This window comes from Streptomyces sp. NPDC127177, assembly GCF_042672475.1.
Lineage (GTDB): Bacteria > Actinomycetota > Actinomycetes > Streptomycetales > Streptomycetaceae > Streptomyces.
The window spans coordinates 121,529-135,808 of sequence record NZ_JBHXUW010000009.1 but is presented as its reverse complement, the minus strand read 5'-3'; the positions used below and the strand labels follow the sequence as shown (position 1 = coordinate 135,808).

Annotated in this window: 11 protein-coding genes; 5 read left to right on the top strand and 6 right to left on the bottom strand. The window is 71.5% G+C overall.

Features of this window, described 5'->3' with window-relative positions:
- Positions 1-5 precede the first annotated feature (5 nt).
- The 4 genes from ACFVJX_RS08980 to ACFVJX_RS08965 all read right to left on the bottom strand — a co-directional run bounded on the left by ACFVJX_RS08980 (position 6) and on the right by ACFVJX_RS08965 (position 4,255).
- Positions 6-950: an ABC transporter permease gene (locus tag ACFVJX_RS08980; protein WP_384122018.1), complete on the bottom strand. Its 945-nt coding sequence runs from the start codon at positions 948-950 to the stop codon at positions 6-8.
- Between the two features lies 1 nt (position 951).
- Positions 952-2,544 carry an ABC transporter substrate-binding protein gene (locus ACFVJX_RS08975; RefSeq protein WP_384122021.1) on the bottom strand — a complete coding sequence of 531 codons (1,593 nt, stop codon included), beginning with the start codon at positions 2,542-2,544 and terminating at the stop codon, positions 952-954.
- A 333-nt stretch (positions 2,545-2,877) separates the two neighbouring features.
- Entirely contained in the window at positions 2,878-2,949 is a 72-nt protein-coding gene (locus ACFVJX_RS08970) for a putative leader peptide (RefSeq protein ID WP_317824983.1), read from the bottom strand.
- 100 nt (positions 2,950-3,049) lie between these two features.
- Entirely contained in the window at positions 3,050-4,255 is a 1,206-nt protein-coding gene (locus tag ACFVJX_RS08965; protein ID WP_384122023.1) for an ROK family protein, read from the bottom strand.
- Positions 4,256-4,799: 544 nt separating this feature from the next.
- Here ACFVJX_RS08965 and ACFVJX_RS08960 point away from each other — a divergent pair.
- The 3 genes from ACFVJX_RS08960 to ACFVJX_RS08950 all read left to right on the top strand — a co-directional run bounded on the left by ACFVJX_RS08960 (position 4,800) and on the right by ACFVJX_RS08950 (position 7,660).
- Positions 4,800-5,765 carry a TauD/TfdA dioxygenase family protein gene (locus ACFVJX_RS08960; RefSeq protein ID WP_384122025.1) on the top strand — a complete coding sequence of 322 codons (966 nt, stop codon included), beginning with the start codon at positions 4,800-4,802 and terminating at the stop codon, positions 5,763-5,765.
- Positions 5,762-7,222, top strand: coding sequence for a sulfatase-like hydrolase/transferase (locus ACFVJX_RS08955; protein ID WP_384122028.1), 1,461 nt, complete (start codon positions 5,762-5,764; stop codon positions 7,220-7,222). The genes ACFVJX_RS08960 and ACFVJX_RS08955 overlap by 4 nt, the downstream gene beginning before the upstream one ends.
- 207 nt (positions 7,223-7,429) lie before the next feature.
- On the top strand, positions 7,430-7,660 hold the full coding sequence (locus ACFVJX_RS08950; RefSeq protein ID WP_384122030.1) for a hypothetical protein: 231 nt from the start codon (positions 7,430-7,432) through the stop codon (positions 7,658-7,660).
- A 52-nt stretch (positions 7,661-7,712) separates the two neighbouring features.
- On the opposite strand, the gene ACFVJX_RS08945 is transcribed toward ACFVJX_RS08950, so the two are convergent.
- Positions 7,713-9,902 (bottom strand): alpha-galactosidase, encoded by a 2,190-nt coding sequence (locus tag ACFVJX_RS08945; RefSeq protein WP_384122033.1) that lies wholly within the window; start codon positions 9,900-9,902, stop codon positions 7,713-7,715.
- A 180-nt stretch (positions 9,903-10,082) separates the two neighbouring features.
- On the opposite strand from ACFVJX_RS08945, the gene ACFVJX_RS08940 reads away from it, so the two are divergent.
- The gene (locus ACFVJX_RS08940; protein WP_384122035.1) at positions 10,083-11,315 is read left to right on the top strand and encodes an ROK family protein; all 1,233 of its coding nucleotides are present in this window, start codon (positions 10,083-10,085) and stop codon (positions 11,313-11,315) included.
- A 27-nt stretch (positions 11,316-11,342) separates the two neighbouring features.
- Here the strand turns inward: ACFVJX_RS08940 and ACFVJX_RS08935 are convergent, their stop codons facing one another.
- Positions 11,343-12,146, bottom strand: a complete 804-nt coding sequence (locus ACFVJX_RS08935; protein ID WP_384122037.1) for an NPP1 family protein — start codon at positions 12,144-12,146, stop codon at positions 11,343-11,345.
- Between the two features lie 275 nt (positions 12,147-12,421).
- On the opposite strand from ACFVJX_RS08935, the gene ACFVJX_RS08930 reads away from it, so the two are divergent.
- Positions 12,422-14,263 carry an alpha-galactosidase D gene (locus tag ACFVJX_RS08930; RefSeq protein ID WP_384122040.1) on the top strand — a complete coding sequence of 614 codons (1,842 nt, stop codon included), beginning with the start codon at positions 12,422-12,424 and terminating at the stop codon, positions 14,261-14,263.
- Positions 14,264-14,280: the final 17 nt, after the last annotated feature.

Below are 14,280 nucleotides of genomic sequence, written 5' to 3'. Positions count from 1 at the left end.
GAGGGTTACTCCCACCTGATCCTGGGGTCGAGCCAGGCGTACACGAGGTCCGTGAGCAGCTGGACGAGGACGAAAACGACGACGAGGAGCAGCAGGAGGTCCTGGACCACCGGGTAGTCGCGTCGGACGAGGCCCTGTTCGGCGAGCTGGCCGAGGCCCGGCCAGGCGAAGATCGCCTCGACGAGCACGGCCCCACCGAGCAGATGGCCGGTCTGCATGCCCAGCAGGGTGACGACGGGCGGGAGGGCGTTCGGCAGAGTGTGGCGCCACAGGAGCCGGCGCGGGGCGACCCCGGCGGCGGTGGCCGTGCGGATGTGGTCCTCGGCGAGCCCGCGCTCGATGCCGTCCTTGAGGTAGCGGCCGAGGACGGCGGCGCTGGGCAGCGCGAGGCAGAGCGCGGGCAGCAGGAGGTACTGGACGGCGAGGTCGGGCGCGGTCAGGAAGGCGACCCGGCCGCCGGGCGGCAGCACACCGAGGGCGACGGCGAACAGCAGCACGAGCAGCACTCCGCTGACGAAGGGCGGCACGGCCAGGGCGGCGGTCGTCGTCACCCGGATCACGGTGCGGATCCAGCGGCTGCGGGAGGTGGCCCCGAGGATACCGAAGGCCGTACCGAGCACGATGACGAACAGGAGGGCGGCCACACTGAGTTCGGTGGTGGCGCCGAGCCCGTCCCCGATCAGGTCGGAGGTCCGTCCGCCTATCGCGTACGAGGGCCCGAGGTCGCCCGTGAGCAGGGAGCCGATCCAGTGCGCGTACTGGGAGAGCAGGGGTGCGTCGAGCCCGAGCCGCTCCCGGATCGCGGCGACGGTCGCGGCGTCGGCGTCCGGGCCGGCGAGGGTGGTGGCCGGATCGCCGGGAACGAGCCGCAGGATGGTGAAGATCAGGAACGAGGCGGCGAGCAGGACCAGGAGGGCGGACGGCAGGCGTCGGAGCAGGTAGCCGCGCATGTCACACCAGGTAGGTGTTGTCGAGGTTGAGGTAGGAGAACTTGTTCAGCGTGACGCCGTGCAGCCCGTCGGCGGCCACCTGGACCTGACCGCGGACCGCGAGGTCGATGAGAAAGGCCTCTTCGAGCAGGATGTCGGAGATCTTCTCGTGCTGGGCGTTGGCCACCGCCGCGCTCGACTCGGGCTTGGTCCAGGCGTCCTGTACGACCTCGGTGTACTCGGCCGAGCGGTACTTGGAGGTGTTCTTCGCCTCGTTGAACGGATAGGCGCTCACGGCGAGGGTGGAGGGCTGGACCTGGGCGAAGCCGTGCCCCATGGTCCACAGGGCCGGCATGTCCTGGGAGATCAGCTTCTTCTGCCCGGTGGCGGGGTCGGTGGGCTGGAGCGTGACCCGGACGCCCACCTGCTTGAGGTCATACTGGATGGATTCGGCGACGGCCGTGTCGGCGGGCAGCGCGAGGTGCAGCAGCGGGAGTTCGAGCTTGCTGTGGCCGGCGGACTTCAGCAGTTCCCGGGCCTTGCCCGGATCGTGGGAGTAGTGGGTGCGGTGGGCCTCGGTGAAGGCGGGCGAGGACTTGGGCCACGGGGCGGCGGAGGCGAGGCCGTAACCGCCGAGGGTCTGCGCGAGCAGCCGGTCGCGGTCGACGGCCCAGGCGAGCGCCTGGCGGACCGTCCGGTCGTCCAGCGGGGCGATGGTGGTGTTGACGCCGAGGTAGACGGCGCCGGCGCCCGTGTCGTAGTTGGTGATGGTGAGGCGCTGGTCGCTCTTGAGGACGCTCAGGCTCTTGCCGGGGACGTCGAAGGAGAGCTGGGACTGGCCGGAGCGCAGGGAGGAGATCAGCGCGTCGGCCTGGGGTATCACCCGGAGCTCGACCCCGTCGAGGTAGGGCCGGCCGGGCTGCCAGTAGCTGTCGTTCCGGGTCAGGCTCAGGCCGGAGCCGGGGCTCCACTTCTTGAGCTCGAACGGCCCGGTTCCGATCAGCGTCCTGCCGGTGACGGCGTCCTCGACCGTCTTCGAATCGGTGATGATCATGAATTCGAACAGGTCGAAGAGGTTGTTGACGCGATGCGCCAGTTCGAGGACCAGTTCGTGGTCGCCGCGCTTCTCGAAACCGGTGATGGCGGCGGCCGTGCTGCGCAACTGAGCGGCGCGTACCGGGTTCTGCAGGTTCCTCACGGCGAAGACGACGTCGTCCGCGGTGAACTTGCGGCCGTTGTGGAACGTGACGTCGTCGCGCAGCCGGAGCGTGATGCTGCGCCCGTCCTTGGCGTACGTCCACGAGCTGGCGAGCTCAGGCTGCGGGCTGAGCTTGTCGTCGTAGCGGGTCAGGGTGTTGTAGATCAACCGGTGCTGGAGGGACTGCCCGCTCTGGGAGAACAGCAGTGCGGGGGTGAAGTCGGCGTTGACGGCGATGTTGAGCACGCCGCCGCGCTTGGGTGCGGTGCTCGCGCCCTTCGGGGCGGACGAGGAATCCGACACCGCCGAGCGGCAGCCCGCCAGACCCAGTCCGAGGAGCAGGGTGCCGCCGCCCGCGGCGCGCAGCGTGGAGCGCCGGGACGGTCCGGGGGGTGTGAAGGGGTACAGCTCGGTCATCGAAGCCTGCCTGTGACGGTGAGGGACGGTGGAGGGGAGGTACGGCGGAGCACGTTCACGCATTCGTTCCGCCGCGGTTGGTTCCGCTGCGGGAGGAATTGATCGACAGCGGTGCGCAGCTCGAAGAACGCCTTCCGGGACCGCTCCGCGGTCGTACGGAATCGGCATGGCGGCCGCACGGACCGATCGGGAAAGGGGGAGGTCAGACCACCGGGCCGGGACACCGTGCGGGACCTCGGGACTGCTGCCCCGTGCGGGGGCCCCGAGCCGGATGCGGTGTGTCAGCGGGACGCCCGGAGCACCGGGCCGGGGCTGTGGAAGAGAGGGCCCGGGTCAGCTGTGGACGGCACAGACCGCGCTGGCCTGTCGACAGAGGTCGACGTGCCTGCGGGAGATGAGGCGCATGTCCGGGTTCACGGGAGCAATATGACAGTGGCCTCGCCGGACGGTCAACCTGCCATGTCCGGATCTTGGTACGAAACCGCCTTCTGCCCCTTACGGGCGGCTACTCGAAGGACGCCGTCAAAGGGCTTCTGAACAGCGGGTTCAGCAAAATGGTGCCAGCGGCGACGGGCAGCACGGCCGTCCCGGCATGCGGACTGACGATCCGTTCGGGATCGCCGCAGACGTGGGAGTGGTCCACCGCCGCGCCCCGGATCTCCTCCAGATAGTCCGGATTGACCAGGCTGGAGTGCTCGGTGACCACGACCAGATCCGGGTTGAGGACATCGAGCAGCAGAGCCGTGGCCCGGCCGACCGCCCGGGCCCGCTCACGCAGCAGCCGGTCCGCGCGCCGGTCGCCCGCCGCGGCCGCGTCCACCACCAGGAACGCGTCCGGCTCGGGCACGATCCCCCGCCGCACGGCGGTCTGCGCGACAGCCGTGTTGGACGCCGTCGCCTCCAGGCAGCCGGACCGTCCGCAGGGGCAGAGGGCCGTGGAGTCCGGTACGGGCAGATGCGCCACGTCCCCTGCGCCGGAGCCCGGGCCCTGGTGGACCACCCCGGCGATGCCCAACGCCGCGTCGACCACGTTCCCGATGAAGAGGTGGACCAGGCTGCGCCGGGCCGCGGGCCGGCCGAAGAGGATCTCGGACTGGGCGACAGCCCGGGCGTGGTTGTCGACCCGCACCTCGAGTCCGCCCAGGCCACGGGCGAGTTCGGCGGCCAGCGGCCGCTGTGCCCAGCCGAGCGACTGGTGCCGCACGGCCGTCCCCGTGCCGGGGTCCACCCAGCCGCCCAGGGCCGCGCCCACGCCCAGCAGCCGCCGGCCGCGCCCGGCCTCGTCGAGGAAGGCGCGCAGCCCCTGGACGATCCTGCGCGGCAACTCGCCGGGGTCGATGCCGTCGTGCGGAAGGTTCCGCCGGTCCAGCAGCCGGCCGCGCAGGTCCAGCAGTCCGAACGTCGAGCCGGGCACCCCGATGTGGACGCCGCCCACCAGCGGGCCGCCGCTCTCCCCGGTGTGCAGGTCGACCGGTATCTGCGGTCTGCCGACACCCTTGCTCGCCACCAGTTCGGGCAACTCCCTCACCAGGCCGAGCCGTACGAGGTCGGTGCACTGCCGGGAGACGGCGGCCGGGCTGAGCCCGGAGCGTTCGGCGATCGCCCGTCGGGCGACCGGCCCGTGGTCCAGGACGGTCCGCAGCACCGTGGCGGCGTTGGTCTCGCGCCTGCCGTCACCGGTGGCGCGGGAGATGTGGGGAGCGGCTGTCATGGGGCCTTCCTTCGGTCCTGCGACGCCGGGGCGGTCGCAACGTTACGGCGGCGTGAAATCGCGCGGGGCCTGCCGCCCCTCCTGCCGACCGGTCCTGCCACCCGTTCAGAGGCGCCGACGAAACCCCAGGTCAGGCAGGGGTTTTCGGCATCTGTCCGGAGGGGTGCGGGCCGCGTGCAGGCGCCGATTGAACCACTGTCCGGCGCTCGTGGGGGCGACTGCGGGTGCTTGACGTACGCCGCCGGGCGCTGGAAGTCTCCGGGACATGTTCGCGACGGCAGTTCCCGATGCGCGGCCCGTCCGCACCGGCCGCCCCGCAATGACGCCCGCATGTCCGGGCCTCTGTACCGCCGCCTGACGACAGTCGGCTCACCGCGTCCCGGACGATTCCGTCCCACCGCACATCCGCTCCCGGACACCGCACCCGTGTCCGCCCGCGGCCGTCTCACGCCCCAATTACTTCCTCTCCAAGGTTAATCGGCGCGCCATCGGCCGAGCCGCACCGACGGCATACGACGAGCGCGTCCTGAGAAGGGAATTCGCCATGTCCTCCACCACCACCGCCCCGGCTCCCGCCATCACCGTCCAGAAGCTCGGTGGCCGCATCGGCGCCGTCATCTCCGGAGTGCGCCTCGGCGGCGACCTCGCCCCCGAGACCGTCACCGCCATCCGGTCCGCCCTGCTGGCCAACAAGGTCGTCTTCTTCCGCGGCCAGGACCACCTGGACGAGGACAGCCACGAGGCGTTCGGCCGGCTGCTCGGCACCCCGGTCGCCCATCCCACCGTTCCCTCGGCCGACGGCCGTTACTCGCTCGGCATCGACTCCGACCACGGCGGCCGGGCCAACCAGTGGCACACCGACGTCACCTTCGTCCCCGCCTACCCGGCCTTCTCGATCCTGCGGGCCGTCGTGATCCCGCCGTACGGCGGCAACACCCTGTGGTCCAACACCGCTGCCGCCTATGCCGAGTTGCCGGAGCAGTTGCGCGCCCTGGCGGACAGTCTGCGGGCCGTCCACTCCAACGACTACGACTACGCCGCACTGCGTCCGAACGCCGTGCCGGAGGCCCTCGCCAAGTACAAGGAGGTCTTCACATCGACGAAGTTCCTCACCGAGCACCCGGTGGTCCGCGTCCACCCCGAGACCGATGAGCGCGTCCTGCTCCTCGGCAACTTCGTGCAGCGGATCAGCGGTCTGACCGGCCGCGACTCCCGGGCCCTCGTCGATCTGTTCCAGTCCCACATCGAGCGCCCGGAGAACACGGTGCGCTGGGACTGGCAGGTGGGCGACGTCGCCATCTGGGACAACCGCGCCACCCAGCACTACGGCGTGGACGACTCCGACACGCACGAGCGCAAGCTGCGCCGCGTCACCATCGACGGCGACGTCCCCGTCGGCACCGACGGCCGCTCCTCCACCCTCATCAGCCCGGAGGCCGTTCCCGACCCGTCCTTCGGTATCGCGTCCGGCGCCTCGGCCGCCGAGGGCGCGGAGACGGCCTCCGCATGAGCGCGTCCGCACCGGCTCCGGCGGGCGGCGCCTCGGCGTCGTCCGCCGGGGGACCCCCACAGGTGATCGTGGTCCTCACCGACCAGCAGCGCTGGGACACGGCCGGGGTACACGGCAACCGGGCCGGGGTGACTCCCGAATTCGACCGGATCGCCCGCGAAGGCACTCTGTTCGAGCAGGCGATCACCTCCAACCCCGTCTGCGCACCGGCACGTTCGGCGCTGCAGACCGGCCGTTTCCCGACCGCGACGGGCGTCTTCCGCAACGGGCTGCCGCTCCCCCGGGACATCCCGACACTCGCCGGGGAGTTCGCGGCGGCCGGCTACGCGACCGGATACATCGGCAAATGGCATCTGGCGGGCGAGGACAACCCGGACGGCCCCGTGCCGCCCGAAAGCCGGGGCGGTTACGAGCGGTGGCTCGCCTCGGACCGGCTCGAGTTCACCTCGGACGCGTACCGGACGGTGGTGCACGACGAGGACGGCGAGCCCGTCCGGCTGCCCGGCTACCGGTCCGACGCGCTCATCGACGCGGCGATCCGCTTCGTCGCCGACCACCACGACCGTCCGTACCTGCTCTTCCTCTCGCTGCTGGAACCGCACCACCAGAACCCCACCGACGACTACCCGGCCCCGGCGGGCTACCGCGAGCGCTACGAGGGGGCCTGGCTGCCGCCGGATCTGGCCGCGCTCGCGCCGGGCGCCCCGCAAGGCGGCGCGCACCGCCATCTGGCCGGCTACCTCGGCCAGATCAAGAGGGTCGACGAAGGAGTGGGACGGCTCCGCGACGCGCTGCGGAGCATCGGGACCGAGGAGAACACGGTCCTGGCGTGGACGGCGGATCACGGTTCCCATTTCCGTACCCGCAACAGCGAGTACAAGCGCTCGGCGCATGAGGCGTCCGTCCGGGTGCCGCTCGCGCTCACCGGACCGGGTTTCACCGGGGGCGGGCTCGTCCGGCATCCCGTCGGGACGGTGGACCTGATGCCCACGCTGCTGGCGGCGGCGGGCATCGCGGTACCGGACGGCGTGCAGGGGCGCTCCCTGCTCCCGCTGACCGGCGGTGGTAGCGATCCGGGCCGGCCCGGATCGGTGTTCGTCCAGATCAGCGAGGACCGGGTGGGCCGTGCCGTGCGTACCTCCCGGTGGAAGTACGCGGTGGTGGCTCCGGACGCGGACGCCTGGCACGACGCGGACGCGGACGGCTACACGGAGACGGAGCTTTACGACCTGGCGGCCGACCCCTACGAGCTGGACAACCTCGCCGGACTGGACTCCCACCGGGCGGTCGCCGACGAACTGCGCGCGGAACTGCTGGCGTGGCTGGAGCGGATCGAGGGCGCGAAGCCGGAGATCGAGCGTGCCGCCGTCCGTCCGGCCGGCCAGCGCCGCGCGGAGTCGTTCCCGGCCGGCGCGCCGTGGGAGGGGGTGCGGTTCGGTCATCGCCCGCGCCCCTGACGTGCGCGCCGGCGGTGACCGCTACGGTCGGGTACCGGGCTGTTCCTCCGCGGCGGCGGCGATCTCCTCGATGATCCGGTCCGCCGCGGCGAACGGCCGATCCGCACGCCACCGAAAGGTACGTACGCATCCCGGCGATGCGACCGCCGTGTGCGGCAATGGGCGGACCCCATAGTTGTTTTATTGCGCAACCTTTAAAGTATGCGTATGGACACCGATTGCACGACACACGAGGAGCACGCGGTGCTCGTCGGGGGCCCCGCCCACGGCCTTCGCCTGCGCGTCACCGACCGACCGCCGGTCGTACAGATCACCCGCCCCTGCGAGGTGGAGGCGGCGCCGGGCGGCGTACGGGCCGAGGCGCTGTACGTCTACCGGCTCGGCCTGCCCCCGGGCGACGGGCCGCTGCGTTACGGCTACGACGCGGCGAGCCCGTGACACCACCCGTCGGGGTGCCGGCCGCGCGGGCCGGTACCCCGACGGTCGCCCGTCAGTCCGAGAGTGGCTGAGCGGCGACCTCGATCAACAGGGCCTGGCCCGGGTCGAGCGTCGGCATCGGCAGCCCAGCGCCGGTCAGTACGGCGCCCGGCACCGGGACCCAGCCGTCGAGTGCCGCCGTGCACCAGAGGGGACCGGTGACCTGGTGGAGGCCGGGCAGCCCCGCCTCCGTACGGATCCGGACCCGGTAGGGGCGTCCGGCAGTGAGACCGGGGAGGCGGACCCGGCCGGACTGACCCGGTACGGAAGTCTCCGTCCGGGCCCAGCAGTACAGCGCGGCACCTGCGTCCGGCGCGACCACACCGTGGAGTTGGGTGGCCTCGTCGCCGAGGTCCGCCCTGACGACCTGTCCGCTGTGCAGCAGCCCGCGCATCTCCTTGTACAGCGCCGCCCACCGGGCGAGCGCCACGCGCTGGGCCGGGGTGCGCACGGTCACGTCGTCCTCGATGCCCGCATGGCCGAACAGCGCGGTGATCAGCCGGAACGAGTCGTCGGAGACCCGGCCCGTCGTATGGCTGCGCGGGCCCCCGACATGGGCGCCCATGAGCTCGGGCGGCAGCAACTGCGCGGTCCAGCGCTGGATCGACTGGCGCTCCACCGGATCGTTGCAGTCCGAGGCCCAGACCCGGTCCGTGCGGGCGAGGACGCCTAGGTCGACGCGTCCACCACCGCTGGAGCACGACTCGATCTCCAACGCGGGGTGGCGGGACCTCAGCGTGTCCATCAGCCGGTAGAGGGCCTCGGTCTGGGCGTGTACCCCGGGCCGGTCGGCGCCGTGCGCCCCGCGCAGCACCGCTTCGTGCAGTTCCCGGTTGTGGTCCCACTTGAGGTAGTCGATGCGGTACTCGGTGACGAGGGCGTCCAACCGCTCCAGCAGGTACCCGAACGCGTCCTCGCGGGCCACGTTCACCACGTACTGGTGGCGGGAGCTGGGTCCCACACCGGCGGACGGGCCGAGAATCCACTCGGGGTGTTCGCGGGCCATCCGCGAGTCGAGGTTCACCATCTCGGGTTCCACCCAGAGCCCGAACTGCATTCCGTGGGCGTGCACCCGGTCCGCCAGCGGGGTCAGCCCCTCGGGCCACACCCGCGGGTCCACCGTCCAGTCGCCGAGCCCCGCCGTGTCGTCCCGGCGGCCGAGGAACCAGCCGTCGTCCAGGACCAGCCGTTCCACCCCGATGTCGGCGGCGGCGTCGGCCAGTGCCAGGAGTTGTTCGGGTCGGTGGTCGAAGTAGACCGCCTCCCAGGTGTTCAGGGTCAGCGGACGCGGCGTGGACGGGTGCCCGGGGCGGGCGCGGAGCATCGTGTGGAAGCGGGCGGCCAGTCCGTCCAGTCCCTCGCCTGACCAGGCGAAGAAGCATTCGGGCGAGGTGTAACGGTCCCCCGGGGCGAGCCGGATCTCGCCGGGCGCCAGGAGCTCGCCACCACCGAGGACTCCCCCGTGCACACCAGCGCCCTCGGGCAGCCGCTCGGCGAGCCAGCGCTGGTTGCCGCTCCATCCGACGTGCAGGGCCCAGACCTCGCCCGTACGGAAACCGAAGCCGGGCACGCCCACCGTCAGGAGATGGGGCGCGTCCAGTCCGGGCTTGCCCCGGCGTACCTCGCGGACGTGGCCGGCGAAGCCCAGCCGGCCACGCTGCGGGGAGCGTTCGCGGCACCACTTGCCGGTGAAGTCCAGGATCTCCTGGGCGCGGCCCGGCAGCGGGAGCAGTGCGGTGGTGGCGGTCAGGTCGTAGGGGGCGGGGCCGGGGGCGCCGGCCGGGCAGGACAGGGTGGTGCTTACCCCCAGCACACCGGACGGGTCCAGTCGGTAGGCGAGGACGATGTCGAGTCCGGCGTCCGCGTCGTGGAGGTCGATGACCAGTTCGCCGGGGCGTTCCTCGGCACCCGTCATGGTGACCCGCGGGGTGGTGGCCGTCCCGGACCGGTGGCCCTGATGGGCCGGGGTGCCCGACCAGCCGTCGGCCTCGGTGGGCCAGACGGTGAACTGTCGTGGTCCGTCGAGAGAGTTGTTGAGCGCGGCGGCGTCCGCCGTCAGGCCGAGGGCCGCGAGGCCGTCACCGGTCAGCTCACCGAGGTCTTCGCCCCAGTGCAGGACACGGGGCAGCGGGGCGCGGAGTTCGACGACGAAGCTCACCCCGGCCGCACGCAGGTGCGCGATCCGGGTGGTGATGCGGGTCATGGCATGTCCTCTCGAAACCGGTGGGCGGCGGCGGGGCTCCGCTGTGGCGATGCCGCAACGATCATTTCCTTCTACGGTCAGAATATTCAGCGCCGTCCGGAGGAGTACCGTCGCGTTCCCGGCGAATTCACTGCCCGGAACCGCCCGTTTTGCCTTCGACCAGAAGGTAATCTCGACGGGGTGAACCTCACCCGGCAGCCGCCGTCCGCAGCACTCGTCCTCCAGACCCTGCTGACCCAGGGCCCGTTGACGCGGGCACAGCTCGGCCGACGCACGGGGCTCTCCTCCGGGGCCGTCACCAAGGTCTCGGCCCCGCTGCTGGACGACGGCTGGATCACCGAGCTCGGGCCGTCCGGCGACCGGCAGCCCGGCCGCCCGGCCACGCTGGTGGCGGTGCGGCCCGAGCGGGCCCGGTTCATCGGCATCAAGATCACGTCGGACGAGCTGATCGGCATGCTCGTCGACCTCACGGCCACCCCGCTGACCACCCACCGCACGCCGCTCCGTTCACGGGACGTCGGCACGGTGGTCGGGGCTGTCGCACGGCTGGTCGGCACCCTCCGCGGACCGGACGGAAAGGGGCGGGCCCGAGGGGTTGGGGCCGGAGACGGGCCGGCCGGAGGGGAGGCGACCGGTTCCGTCCCGGCGGTGCACAGCATCGGCGTGACGGTCTCCGGCGACGTGGACGGCCCGGGCGGCACGGTCCGCTACTCCCCCTTCCTGGACTGGCACGGGGTGCGGCTCGCGGCCCTGGTCGAGGAGGCCACCGGCATTCCGGCGGTCATCGACAACGACGTACGGGCCCTCACCGTCGCCGAGCGCTGGTTCGGTGCCGGGGTGGGCCTCTCCTCGTTCGCCGTGGTCACGGTCGGCGCGGGGGTGGGCTGCGGGATGTCCATCGACGGCCGGGTGGTGTCGGGGGCGTTCGGGGTCTCGGGCGAGCTGGGGCATCTGCCCGTCGGCGGCAGCGACCGGGTCTGCACGTGCGGCAACACCGGCTGCGTGGAGGCCGTGGCGTCGACGCAGGCCATCGTGGAACAGGTGCGGGAACAGACCGGGGACGCGGAGCTGTCCCTGGCCGGCGCGGTACACCTGGCGCGGGCCGGGGACACCACCGCGCGCGCCGTCTTCACCCGGGCGGGGCGGGCGCTGGGGCTGGGGATCGCGTCCGTGGCCAACCTCATCGGGCCGGAGCGCATCATCATCTCCGGCGAGGGCGTGGCGGCCTACGACCTGTTCTCCGACGAGATCCGCCGCACCTTCGCCGATCAGGCCTTCGGCGCCGCGGCCCGGTGCGAACTCGTGGTGCGGCCACTGCCGTTCGAGACCTGGGCGCGCGGTGGGGCGGCGATGGCGGCCCACCGCCTCTTCGCCCCGCTCCCCGGCCGGACCGCCGGGGCGGCGGCCCGCTGACCCGGGCCCGCCGCCCCGCCGCTCCCGTCAGGCGTTCGGGTCGAATGGGATCCCGGCAGGCATCGCCTTCTCCAGGTGGGCGGCGAAGTTGCCGTCCTTCAGACCGAAGACCGCGCTGCCGAAGTCGGCCTGCACCAGCTTGTCCCGGATGCCGTCGGGGTAGCCGTTCCAGCCGACCAGGTCGGGGAACTGCCACTCGTGGTAGTGGTTCTCCGCCGGCTCGTCGCCGGTGGTCGCGGGACGGAAGCAGTGCGTGCCGATCCCGTCCTTGTGGTAGACGGCCTTGGGATGGGTGCCGTCCCACTGGATCTGATCGCGGCCGTACACGCTGAAGCCCCCGTGGGCCGAGGTGGAGACGTACTTCGCCTCGTTGTCCTGCACCCACACCACGACGTGCTCCCAGTCGTGCCGGTGACCGCCCAGCCCGCTCCCGGCCACGGCCTGGTCCTTCTCGAAGTAGAGGCCGTAAATGATCGCGCACCAGCCGTTGTTGCACTTCGAACGGGAGTAGCCGTTGGTGTTGTCCAGGTCCCAGGAGTCGTGGCAGCTGCCGTTGACGGCGCCGGTGGTGTTCAGCCCGGGGGCGATGGCACCGTCGGGGCCGATGGCCGGGGTCGGGTAGCAGCCGTCTCCGTCGTAGTCGTAGGCCGGCTGGAAGGTCTGTTCCAGGCTGTCCGCGTTCGCGGGCAGAGCGCCGGGCACAGCCGCGAAGGCGCTGCCCGGTGAGGCCAGGACCAACATCCCGGCCGCGGCAAGTACCAAGGCCACCTTGCGGATCCGTCGTTCTCTCTTCACTGCTTCCTCCTGGTCGAAGCTGGTCGGGCCGGCCATGCGATGACATGCCCATGTCGAGCCTTGAGGAACCCCGGAGCGCTGCCGGGTACGCCGGACATCGCAGTGGTGAAGGCTCGGCCAACAAGACGGTATTTGTTTCTTGACAGAGGAAAACAACTCACTTACGTTTCCGGCCATGCCTGCTGGCGGGCCACTGCTGCCCGGCCCGGACGTCCCGTCAGATTCCGCCGCATCAGCGGAGATACGACGCGGCGGCCATGGTCCGTCCGCACCGCCGCCCCGTCCCCGCGCAACCGGAGCAGGAGACCCCCATGACCTCCCCCGCCCGAACCACGCGAAGAGCCGTGCGCGCCGCGACCGTCCTCGCCGTCACGTCCGCCCTGTTGACCGCCGCGCTCCCGGCGCAGGCCGCACGCGAGACCGTCCGCGCCGCACCGTCGGTCACCGCCGTCCCCACGCCCGCCACCGGACCGGGGCGGGCCCGCAAACCCTTCATGGGGTGGAGCAGCTGGTCGATGCAGACCAGCTCGTACCCCGGCCTCAACCCCACCGGCGATTACAGCTATCTGACCGAGGCGAACGTCCTCAAGCAGGCCGACGCGATGGCCGCGAAACTGAAGCCGTACGGCTACGAGTACGTCAACATCGACGCCGGCTGGTGGCGGAATCAGGAGTGGACGCCGGAGTTCGACGGGTACGGGCGCCAGCAGGCCGACCCCCAGCGCTTCCCGCGCGGGATGAAGCCGGTCGCCGACGACCTCCACCGCAAGGGCCTCAAGGCCGGCATCTATCTGCCCGTCGGTCTGGAGAAGGAGGGGTACGGCGGCGGCGAGCTGCCGATATGGCACGCACCGGGCTGCACCACCGGGGACATCGTCTACGACGATCTGCGCACGACGAACGGCTGGGACAGCTCGTACAAGATCGACTTCGGGCGGCCGTGCGCGCGGAAGTACATCGACTCCCAGGCCCGGCTGATCGCCGACTGGGGTTACGACTTCCTCAAGCTCGACGGCGTGGGACCCGGCTCCTTCAAGAGCGGTGACAACTACGACAACCGGGCGGACGTCGCCGCCTGGAACGAGGCGATCAAGCGCACCGGCCGCACCATCCACCTGGAGATCTCCTGGTCGCTGGATGCCGACTACGCCGACAGCTGGAAGGAGAACTCCGACGGCTGGCGGGTGGACACCGATGTCGAGTGCTACTGCGGGACGCTGGTGACGTGGGACAACTCGGTGAGGACCCGGTGGCGCGACACCCCGGCGTGGACGCGGCACGCGGGTCCGGGCGGCTGGAACGACCTGGACGCGATCGATGTCGGCAACGGCGCGATGGACGGGCTGACGAAGGCCGAGCGGCAGAGCTACATGACGCTGTGGTCGATCGCCAAGTCGCCGCTCTACTCGGGTGACGACCTCACGGAACTGGACGCGTACGGGCTCTCGTTGCTGACCAACCGCGAGGTGCTCCGGGTCGACCAGGGGCGGGGCGCCCCCGCCCGTCCGGTCACCGCGGCCGGCGACCAGCAGGTGTGGGCCTCGGAGAACGGCGAGGGCGGCTACACCGTGGCGCTGTTCAACCTCGGCGGCTCGCCCGCCCCGGTGACCGCCCGCTGGTCCGCCCTCGGCTTCGCAGGCGAGGCGTCGGTCCGGGATCTGTGGAAGCACGAGGACCTGGGCCCGCACAAGGACGGCATCACCGAAGCGCTGCCCGCGCACGGTTCACGTCTCTTCACCGTCACCCCGCACGGCTCCCCGCTGCGGACCACGGCGTACGAGGCCGAGTCCCCGGCCAACACGCTCACCGGCAACGCATCGGTCTCCGACTGCGGTACGTGCTCCGGCGGCAGGAAGGTCGGCGGCCTCTACGAGGGCGGCGCGCTGCGCTTCGGTAACGTCGAGACCGCGCGGGCCGGAACGTACTACGTCAATGTGACCTACACGTCCGGTGACGAACGGTCCGTCGAGATCTCCGCCAACGGGGAACCGGCCACCAGCAGGATCTTCCCTTCCAGCGGTGGCTGGGGCGCGACGGAGACCATCGGCGTCCCCGTGACACTCGCGGCGGGCCGGAACACCATCACGTTCGACAGCGGCTCCTCCGGCTTCGCACCCGATATCGACCGGATCGACGTGCCCAGGCGGCACTGACGCCCAGAGCTGCCACT

What these genes read in the sequence shown, in the direction of transcription:
- ACFVJX_RS08980 (WP_384122018.1), bottom strand. Translation starts at nt 950, where the DNA reads ATGCGCGGCTACCTGCTCCGACGCCTGCCGTCCGCCCTCCTGGTCCTG.
- ACFVJX_RS08975 (WP_384122021.1), bottom strand. Translation starts at nt 2,544, where the DNA reads ATGACCGAGCTGTACCCCTTCACACCCCCCGGACCGTCCCGGCGCTCC.
- ACFVJX_RS08965 (WP_384122023.1), bottom strand. Translation starts at nt 4,255, where the DNA reads ATGACAGCCGCTCCCCACATCTCCCGCGCCACCGGTGACGGCAGGCGC.
- ACFVJX_RS08960 (WP_384122025.1), top strand. Translation starts at nt 4,800, where the DNA reads ATGTCCTCCACCACCACCGCCCCGGCTCCCGCCATCACCGTCCAGAAG.
- ACFVJX_RS08955 (WP_384122028.1), top strand. Translation starts at nt 5,762, where the DNA reads ATGAGCGCGTCCGCACCGGCTCCGGCGGGCGGCGCCTCGGCGTCGTCC.
- ACFVJX_RS08950 (WP_384122030.1), top strand. Translation starts at nt 7,430, where the DNA reads ATGGACACCGATTGCACGACACACGAGGAGCACGCGGTGCTCGTCGGG.
- ACFVJX_RS08945 (WP_384122033.1), bottom strand. Translation starts at nt 9,902, where the DNA reads ATGACCCGCATCACCACCCGGATCGCGCACCTGCGTGCGGCCGGGGTG.
- ACFVJX_RS08935 (WP_384122037.1), bottom strand. Translation starts at nt 12,146, where the DNA reads ATGGCCGGCCCGACCAGCTTCGACCAGGAGGAAGCAGTGAAGAGAGAA.
- ACFVJX_RS08930 (WP_384122040.1), top strand. Translation starts at nt 12,422, where the DNA reads ATGACCTCCCCCGCCCGAACCACGCGAAGAGCCGTGCGCGCCGCGACC.